Annotated in this window: 6 protein-coding genes and 1 tRNA gene; 4 read left to right on the forward strand and 3 right to left on the reverse strand. The window is 43.7% G+C overall.

The window, feature by feature from the left end; genetic code table 11:
• Positions 1-341 precede the first annotated feature (341 nt).
• Positions 342-668, forward strand: a complete 327-nt coding sequence (locus tag F6K46_RS36130; protein WP_070390873.1) for a DUF3082 domain-containing protein — start codon at positions 342-344, stop codon at positions 666-668.
• A gap of 117 nt (positions 669-785) precedes the next feature.
• Here the strand turns inward: F6K46_RS36130 and pabB are convergent, their stop codons facing one another.
• Positions 786-2,258 (reverse strand): aminodeoxychorismate synthase component I, encoded by a 1,473-nt coding sequence (gene pabB, locus F6K46_RS36135; RefSeq protein ID WP_293067318.1) that lies wholly within the window; start codon positions 2,256-2,258, stop codon positions 786-788.
• A 21-nt stretch (positions 2,259-2,279) separates the two neighbouring features.
• Positions 2,280-3,887: a dynamin family protein gene (locus tag F6K46_RS36140; protein ID WP_293067320.1), complete on the reverse strand. Its 1,608-nt coding sequence runs from the start codon at positions 3,885-3,887 to the stop codon at positions 2,280-2,282.
• Positions 3,888-4,261: 374 nt separating this feature from the next.
• Between F6K46_RS36140 and F6K46_RS36145 the strand changes: the two genes are divergently transcribed.
• Together F6K46_RS36145 and F6K46_RS36150 are read left to right on the forward strand one after the other, a co-directional pair.
• A complete protein-coding gene (locus tag F6K46_RS36145; protein WP_293067323.1) occupies positions 4,262-5,104 on the forward strand; it encodes a pentapeptide repeat-containing protein in 843 nt (280 codons plus the stop codon).
• Between the two features lie 155 nt (positions 5,105-5,259).
• A tRNA-Cys gene (locus F6K46_RS36150) sits at positions 5,260-5,330 on the forward strand.
• Between the two features lie 58 nt (positions 5,331-5,388).
• On the opposite strand, the gene F6K46_RS36155 is transcribed toward F6K46_RS36150, so the two are convergent.
• Entirely contained in the window at positions 5,389-7,989 is a 2,601-nt protein-coding gene (locus F6K46_RS36155) for an MBL fold metallo-hydrolase (RefSeq protein ID WP_293067326.1), read from the reverse strand.
• An 899-nt stretch (positions 7,990-8,888) separates the two neighbouring features.
• Here F6K46_RS36155 and F6K46_RS36160 point away from each other — a divergent pair.
• The gene (locus tag F6K46_RS36160; protein WP_293067329.1) at positions 8,889-9,266 is read left to right on the forward strand and encodes an EamA family transporter; all 378 of its coding nucleotides are present in this window, start codon (positions 8,889-8,891) and stop codon (positions 9,264-9,266) included.
• Positions 9,267-9,379: the final 113 nt, after the last annotated feature.

The following is a 9,379-nucleotide window of genomic DNA, read 5'->3' on the forward strand; positions in this document are numbered from 1 at the left end:
CAATATATTGAAATTGGCGGTGGGGCATCCCGTCAGAAGTAAAGCTTCCAGAGTATCCGAACCGATAGGTGGAGTTGGGAAGAAGCCCACACTGTAATCTACGATTCAGTGTGGGAGTATGTCACTACTAAGTATTACACACAAAGGTAATATTAGATCTGGTAGCTTCGTTATTGACCCTGGTATCGATAACTGGTTGAGATGTGTCAGCTTAGAATCCCCTGTCGGTCAGCCTCCTGAGAGTTCAACTAGTAGAGATAACACGTAGTATAGATAACAAGCTACCGGATAATAGTTAAAACCCTGGTTAATACTTGCTGAATACTGGTCACTAATGACTAATGACAACATCTAACCAAGACACGGAAACCCCTAAGAGTACTCAAGCGCTACCTTCCCCCTGGCGCTGCCTTACGGGAGCATTGATTTCTGGAGGATTGACGAGCGCTATTTATTTTCTAACTGCCTCCATTGCTACAACCTTTGCTAATAAACCCCTAACGTCTAACTCCCAGACAGCCCTCAAAATTGCGATCGCAGTTCGGACGCTGGTCGTGGGAGTCAGTACCCTAGCCACGTTTATCTTTGGTATTACTACCCTTGGTTTGGTAGCTTTGGCAATTCAACAACTCTACCGAACTAAGTTCCGACCTCTACCGCCCAAGTGATGCTCGGAAGGTAAATTTAATTTTCTTACCCCTACTCTGTACTCCCTACTCCCTACTCCCTACTCCCTACTCCCTAAAACCCTGGAGGAGGGACTTCACCCATTGAGAAATGCTATATCAACAATTCACCATCTGGGTTTGTAAACCATCAATATCAAACAACTCTGGGGAAAACTCTCCACAAACCGTGTAGACAATCGCACGCACTAGGGCTTCAGCCTTGAGTAGGGTTTCTTCAAATTCCAGCTGGGGATTCGATAAGGCAATCAGAGCACCACCGATACCAATCGATACTTGATTGGGAGTAATCTCAGCAGTTCGGATCACAATGTTAAGGTCTGCAGCACCGTTGAGTGCAAGAAACCCAATCGCTCCGGAATAGATTCCCCTGGCCTGAAGTTCCAATCGATCAATAATCTCCATGGTTGAGATCTTAGGAGCACCAGTCATGGAGCCTCCAGGAAATGTGGCACGGATACAGTCTCCCACCCGTACATCTGGACGCAAACGACCCCGAATTGTACTCACTAGTTGATGAACTGTGGCATAGGTTTCCACATCCATTAACTTAGGGACATGGACACTGCCAATTTCGCAAACCCTGCCCAAATCGTTCCTAAGTAAGTCTACAATCATTATGTTTTCACAACGGTTTTTTTCCTGAGTGCGTAACCCCTCGCACAGCAGTTGATCTTCTTCTTCTGTTTGGCCTCGTGCGGCAGTTCCTTTAATGGGTTTAGATTCCACCCAACCTGAGGGGTCAATTTTAAGGAATCGTTCTGGGGATGAACAAGCCACTGCTAGCTCGCCAAATCTTAGGAAGGCAGAGTAGGGTGCAGGATTGAGCTGGCGCAACCTTCGGTAAAATGCCAAAGGGTCAAGTTCGATATTGGCATAAATTTTGTTAGTCAAGCAAATTTCGTAGCTTTCTCCAGCTTTAATCTGATCCAGACTTTCTTGAATATCTTCCAGATATCTCTGGTAGGAACGACTCAATCGAAAGCTAACTTTTCGATGAGTATAGTCTAACTCAATAGGAGGCAGAGGAGGTAGATTACAAAGCTGTTTTTCGATACCTTCAAACCAGGCATTGGCGTGGCTATTTTCCCCTTTTTTAGTCAGACACAACAGATAAGTGACTTGCTCTTGATGGTCAAAAGCAATAATTCGGTCTGCTAAGAGAAACATCGCATCTGGAAATGGCGATTGATGGACGATATTTCCTCCACATTCTGCCTTTATTTCGTAACCAAAGTAGCCAACAAAACCACAGTTAAAGTCAAAGGAAAGTCCTTCTAAACAGTTGTATCGGCGCTCAAGTTCTCTGTGTAGATAGGAGAAGATACTTTCTCTACGATGTGTTGTTTTGCCCGAGCAGTTAATGGTGAGTTTCTGGTCAGTAATCGAGTATTGCACTAGCAGGCTGTTTGGTCCTGTACCATCTCCCATAAAAGAAAAACGAGATAGACCAGGTTCTACGCGAGAGCTGTCTAGCCAGAATGCTGTCGGTTGTGAGCCAAATAGATGAACAAAGACTCGTTCCGAATCAGGGTAGACCGTGAGCTTGCGACTATGAATATTAAAAATCATTTGATGAAACAGCCGTGACAGCTATAGCTGCTCTACCTCCTTTAAAATATCGTTAATCTCCTGCCGGAGACTTTGTAAATTATCCTCCAATGAATTACTGGCAGCGAGTTTATGGTCAATTTCCTGCAGTCTCGGCTTCAGAGAGTCAGTGAACTGCTTGAGGCTATTTACTAATTCTTGCTGCAAACCTTGTTTGAGCTTATCGGTATAGTTATTCTGCAACTCACGCAAGGTTTCATCAAGCTGTTGGGTTGCCTTATCACGCTGCTTAGGAACCGCATTGAAGCTAAACATGGTCAACATCAGAGCTAGTACAAAAGCTGACAGATCAAATAGTGCAGCGGTGGCTACTACATGCCCCCCAATTCCTGTTGCTGCGGCAGCTGTTCCCAAGGTCAAAAAGTTGTTGAGTCCCTTTTCTGACGCTACCTTAAGATTGTCAGAGATAGCAGTGGTATCAATTTTACCACTATTAAGTTCGGGAACCTGAAATGAGTCTTCTGAGAGGGTGGCTGCTACTTGTAAATCTTCCCTAGCTTCCCGAATAATTTGTTCTCGATATTTCACAAGGGTTGATGCTGCTTCGTTAACAATATCCTCCATCTGTTGCTCAAGTTTTACCTCCTTGATCGCCCTAGCTACTTTTTCTTCCAGGAGATCGTCTTCCCTAATAATACGTTTTTTTAATAGGCTAATGAATGCGAAATTATCCTGAATTACCTTATGTAATTGTTGAATTAGATTGGTAAACAGGTCACGAATTTTTTCTCTAAAGACACCAAAAATAAGGTCATATTGCTCAATGCGCTCATTGATTCGCAACAGGGATCGGTCAAAAATCGTTTTTTCGGCAATGATTTTCTCCCGTGCCTGATAGTTCTTTTTCTCTAACTGCTCTAGGTAAACTAATAAAGAGTTCTGAGGACCCTGAAGTTTTAGCCGTATTTTTTCAGCTTCTACCAGAAACTCTAGTAAGAAGTCTCGTAGGGTGTCGATGTCTTTACCTGTGCGTGTTGATACTGTAAATAAAGGTGGTACTTCTGTAAAGACATCACGAAGTCCATCTTTGACGTGTGAGATAATCTGTTCACTCTCTTGTGGGGTGATCAGATCCACTTTATTAATAATAACGATTACTTTACGTACCCAGATCTTACTGACTAACGAGAGAAAGTCCAGCTCTGATTTAGTCAGAGGTCGTTCCACTGAGGTAACAAACAGGATGATATCAGCATGCTGTAGATAATCCTCTGTCAGTGCTTGGTGACGTTCAATGATCGAGTTTGTGCCTGGGCTATCAATAAAGACAATGCCATCAAACCCCTCTGGGTAATAGGGTTGAATCGAGTTTGTGGTCGGAAGTATGCCCACAGCAGCTAGCTCGTCATTACTCAAGCGATTCAGCACACTGGATTTTCCGGCATTAAATTCTCCACAGACAAAGATCGAGAAGGGATTTTCCAGTTGCTGCTTAAGGGCATCAAGATCAGGGCAAGAGACATCGAAAAGCAGCTCTGCTTCGACAAAGAGTAGTTTTACACCTTTGATGGTGTTCAGGCTGCGGTTAAACAGATGCTCTTGTTGAACAGGAAGGGTGACCACGTTACTATGAGCGAAATGAGCGAACAAATCTAATTATAATGGGATTCATCCACACCCTAATCTTTCAGATATAGTGTGGGAACTCTACCCTATCCCCCTTAACAACCCCCAACGCTAGTTAGCAAGTATTAGCAAAATACAAAAGAATAAATTCCATTGTGTTCGCGAACGGAACATCGCTAGTCAACCATCGGCCCCGCGTCACCTTAAGGTCAGTTTCTTGACTGGCGGGATAGATTACCCTCACTTCCGTGATCAGTTTAGCCGTGAGGTCACCAAGCTCGATTAAGCAACCATTAACACTTAAAAGTCTGGCTTGCTAGATTAGAAAGTGACAGGCTTGACAGCCTGACTCTTATACTATCTCAGCTCTGACTGGCTTCCTAAGCTTCCTAATAATTATGAAACTCCCAAAAGATCGTATCCCTGAAGACCAAGCCCACCAAGCCTTCGCCCTAGCGGCTCAACTCTATGCTCAGCACAACCAAAGCTATTCTGTAAAGGAGTTGATTGAAGCAGGTAAAGAGGCACAAATTCCCCCAGAATTTATGGAAAAAGCCCTTGCTGAGATTAAAAAGCGAACGCATTCTAAATCCGTAGTCGCCAAACATCATAGTAATGGGTCTGGTCTGATGTTGATTGGTATGGGTACAGTCTTACTCGCTCTTGCGGGTATAGGATGGTTAGCCAGTTTTGTAGAACCTAGACCAGTTGCAGAACCTGAGCGATTGGAAACTGGAGCAGTTGCAGAAGCGGAGCCAATACAGGTAAGTGTGTCTCAAGAGGAACCCACAGCGTTTGCGGATAATATAGGCTCAGGGCATATTAACAAGTGTACACCCCTGATCGAGAAAAACCTCAGGGGTGCTAACCTCAGTGGGGCAGATTGTACGAATGTGGACTTGTCAGGAGTAGATTTGACTAATGCTAACCTGACTGGTGCTAATTTCAGCCGTGCTGATTTAAGTCAGGCTAACTTCAGCAATGCCAATCTCACCGGTGCCGATTTGGCTGGAGCAGATTTAGCCAATGCGGATTTAAGCGGTGCTAACCTGACTGGTGCCAATTTAAGTAATACAGATTTAACAGGAGCTAACTTGACTGGTGCCAATCTCAATGGTACCGATCTGGCCAGGGCAGACTTAGAAAGGTCTGATCTCAGGGATGCTATGACCAATGGTGCTAATTTCGATAACACTAATTTAAATCAGGTAACTATGCCCAACGGCACAATTAACCAATAAAAAACCTACTTATCAGCGTTCTTTGCGTCTTCCTTGACTAGGTCAGCACCGGACAAAGGGGACGCAGTGGACGCGGGAAAATTTTTAACATGGGTAATTCAGAGATATTATTAAAATTGAAAACTGATATAGTTATGATATACTAAACAACTAGTGGCGGCATAGCCAAGTGGTAAGGCAGGGGCCTGCAAAGCCTTTATCCCCAGTTCGAATCTGGGTGCCGCCTTTTTGAAATGGATAATCTCGGGAAAATCTCGGAGATATGGAGTAGGAGAGGGATCCTGCTAGTAATCAACTTCCTCTGACCACAGAAGTTCAGTGTCAAGAGTTGACAAATCCTGGACTTTAGATTGGAATTGATCACAGATTGCCAAGGGATCAACCCTCCGCTCAAACAAAGGACTATCAGGAGACTGACAAAATCTACCACTGAAAAACTGACACACGGCACAGCAATGCTTTCCACTCTTAAGCCCTGCTTCAATCTCTTCTTCCTGAAGTATCATTTCCGGTTGCATGGGAGCAAGCTTGAGATTCACACCATCCCATCGCGCTTTGATAATGCCGCTGATACTCAAGGTCTGCCATCGAGGGTCTTTTTCCACCACCTCTTCGGGAACTCGCAACCAAGCATCGGTACCAAAGCTCTCTACCATCACGTCAAACTCTTGGGGTTGCTGAATCTTAGCAATCTGCTGTCGGGAAAGCTGTTCCGGTGCTACTCCTAATTCAATTTTATCTCCGACACCAGGAATATGGATATAGCATAAGGACTGATTGTCTCCAGACCGGGCTACTTGGTGTAAGGCTTCTAATTCTCCATGAATTAAGACTAGGTGCTTGGGCTTTACCTTGTTGATTACTTGTCCGAGTCCCACCTTATCGGTATGGGCAGAGAGGTTAAACCGTTTGATTTGAGCTTTGACGGTAATTGATTTCCCATCTAGTTCAACAGTGTCCCCAGTTTTGAGACTTTGCAGGAGGCGGCCAGGGGATTCTTCATCAGTGTAGCCAGAAATAAAGATGGCAGCATTCTCTCGCTCTAGCAGTGCTGAGGCATAATAGACTGACGGTCCACCGGTGAGCATACCGGAACTGGCCACAATTACACTGGGTTTTGCGATCGCAATCGGACGTTCCCGAGGGTTTTCGATAGAAATAATCGGGGGTGTACTGGTTTTATCAAAGAATGGCTCCTGGCCGTTAATCTTAACTAAGTTCTGAACTGGAATAGGCAATAAGTCCAGGTTTTCTCGAAATACCTCTGTGACTGCTCTGACCAATCCATCCACAAAGATGGGAACTGTTAATTTATTAAATAGCTTGGAAGTTCGGATGGCTAAGAGGATTTCCTGAGCTCTACCCAAAGCAAAAGAGGGAATCAAGACATTGCCCCCAGCTTGCACTACTTCAGCAATGGATTCCATCAATGCAGTTTCTTGATTTCTTCTAGCGGGGTGGACAGAGGAACCATAGGTAGACTCAGTAATTAAAATATCCGCTTCAGGAAGCTCAGCTAAATTCAAGCCGTTAGTGGTGCGACTATTGGTAGTGTGGAAGTCTCCGGTATAGAGTAAAGACATATCCTTATAGCGCAGATAGATACAAGCCGCACCCAAGATATGCCCGGCATTGATGAACCTTACCATTAGTCCCGGTAATGCCTCAAAGTCTTTGCCTACTGGTTGAGTTTCCAATTGAAACAAGGTTTGTTCTAAATCGGCCTCATCAAATAACTCTGGAGAGTCTTCATTCAGTTGCTGTATCTTCAGTCCATCCCTGAGCATGACATGGGCAATTTCCCTGGTGCCATGAGTGGAAATCATCCGCGCACCAGGGTAGCGGCTGTGAAAGACGGGCACAGCACCAAGATGGTCTTGATGGCTATGGGAGATCAGGAGCAGGTGAGGATTATCCAGATAGTCCAAGGCGGGCAAAGGGTCGTAGCCTTTGGGTCGAGTCCCACAGTCTAAGAGTACTTCATATGGCCCAATCAGAATTTGGAAACAACTGGCACCAATGCTTCTAGCTGCTCCTAAAGGAGTAACAATTAAACGATCATAGGATTGAGAATCAACACTTGCAGATGGGATATCCGGAAACTGGTAATAATATACGTGGATATAGTTTCCCTTCAAACTCACTCGTGCTTGTTGCTGGGTTGAAGGGGAAAACGCTTCCCATTCCCATCTTGTTCGACCTCGCTGTTTAGGCAAGTCTAATTGCCAATCGTTGACATCGGTTTTCTGTTTCAACGTGGCTAAGACTCTATTAATGGTTTCCGTCGGGGGAGCAGCTAGTGTGGATTTGGAGGGATAATGGTCATCTGATAGCCTGGTCAGAGCCTGCTGTAACAAGGTTGTTTGGGTTTGTTGAAATGTTGACTCATGTTTATACTTCCTAGACTCGACCGGTTTGTGGCTGCGGTTTTTCTTCCCTGGGCGACTATTGGAATTGTGCTCTCCTTGGGGTAAAGCTCGATGTAAAATCAGGGTATCTCGTTGGCGCTTAGCAACCACTTCCCACAGTTCCCCAATCTTCATGTGCTTGTTAGAGCCTAAGACACTGATTTTCAGGGTTTTCTGTCCTGGTCTGGACACTTTGAGTTGTACAAACTGTCCCCGTTTTCCTAACTGCACTACTCTGCCAGCGATTAACCATTGCTCCTCCTTGACTGTCTCAGTCATGGCTTCTAGGTAGAGAGAGCCTATTACACCATCTGAGCTAGTATTGGGAGCGACTTGCCAGGAATGGATTCCAGTAGGAATATCATCAGTGGGCAAGGTTTTGATTTTGAATCGAATGCCATCCTCACTAAGGATATAGTTTACCTGAGCTACTGACTCGATGTTTCCAGTTAAGGTGCATTGGATGGTATTGGTCATCGCTTTAGTGGCATTAGCAGTTGACTGTTTGGGGATTTTTTGGATCAGTTGCCACTTTAATGGTAGACAAGGGAATGGGAAATGATCCCAAATTAGGTGCTTAGTTACTGATAAGGTTAAAGTTTACCATATCTGGTAAAGAATAGCAGATATCGCACTCACTGATTAGGCTCAAGGAGATGCTCGCCCGGTCGCCCCTAAGGGATGCTCCTTCGCAGCCGCTACGGGAAAGTAATAAGAATGGGATATTGCTTATCGCAATATCGCAATATCGCAATAAGCAATATCGCAATAATAATAGTAAGGCAAACCCTAGGATACATTGCCAATACTATCGGACAGGATGTTATATCAAATCCGTTTAATTGTCCATAGTAAAAATTACGATATTGTTAATCATCACTAATCCTCCAGACGTGATATAAAAACTTGATACTGATTCCCTTTGATTTGGTGTTCATGATAGTTTATAATTAGACTATTATTTGGAGCAGAATAGTAGGTTCTAGTTTAGCTAAACTAGCCTAACCTATCAGCTAATAATTCATTCATAATGAGTGTAATATAACAGACCCAAAAGACCAAATTAACGTCAGCATCACCCACAATTAAAACACCTCTATAGACGTTATAGCGTTTATCATAGCTATGAGGTACACATTATTTTTTCCCTCTTCCCTCTTCCCTCTTCCCTCTTCATTCTTCCCTGCTCCGAAGTCCCTGCTCCGAAGTCCCTAAAAACCAGAGATTTGTACCTCATGGGTATAAGACTTGCTATATATATAACATCTATAGTATCCTCGGGTTTTCAAACCAAGGATTGCTTTAGATTAGCTATCCTTGGATAGCTAAATATTGGCAAAATATCGGTATTTTGAGTCAAAATCTAACACCAAACGATGAAAGCAATACTAACAGAAGACAATAGAGAGCAAACCTCATCAGAATTACTACCAATACTATTATTAGTAATTGCCTTACTTGCTTTATCTATAACAGCCATCTTAATCAGGTTTTCTCTTCAAGAAATAAGTGCTAATGCAATAGTATTCAATCGTCTTTGGATAGCTACTCTAGTCTTTGGTTTATGGAATGGAATAAACCAAGTACGCACTCAAACATCGAACAAAAAATCTGAACCACAGTCAGGTTACAAAATTGTCGATATCCTACTTTTGGTAGGCGTAGCTATCTTTCATCTGAGTGGTCGATTTTTATGGACTTGGTCCTTAACTCAGACGAGCGTTGCTAATAGCAATGTCCTATACCAATCCTAAATGATTTTGAAGAAAAATGAGATATCATGGAATATAAATTTACCACCATGTTCTCATGACTCTGGAAGAATTTATAGCTAGCAATCGAGACCCTAGAGAGCTAAAGCGAGCAA

This window comes from Moorena sp. SIO3E8 (genome assembly GCF_010692445.1).
Lineage (GTDB): Bacteria > Cyanobacteriota > Cyanobacteriia > Cyanobacteriales > Coleofasciculaceae > Moorena > Moorena bouillonii.

Bases quoted from the DNA above. Each gene is read 5' to 3' on its own strand.
- F6K46_RS36130 (WP_070390873.1), top strand. From the start codon at position 342: ATGACAACATCTAACCAAGACACGGAAACCCCTAAGAGTACTCAAGCG.
- F6K46_RS36160 (WP_293067329.1), top strand. From the start codon at position 8,889: ATGAAAGCAATACTAACAGAAGACAATAGAGAGCAAACCTCATCAGAA.
- pabB (WP_293067318.1), bottom strand. From the start codon at position 2,258: ATGATTTTTAATATTCATAGTCGCAAGCTCACGGTCTACCCTGATTCG.
- F6K46_RS36145 (WP_293067323.1), top strand. From the start codon at position 4,262: ATGAAACTCCCAAAAGATCGTATCCCTGAAGACCAAGCCCACCAAGCC.
- F6K46_RS36155 (WP_293067326.1), bottom strand. From the start codon at position 7,989: ATGACCAATACCATCCAATGCACCTTAACTGGAAACATCGAGTCAGTA.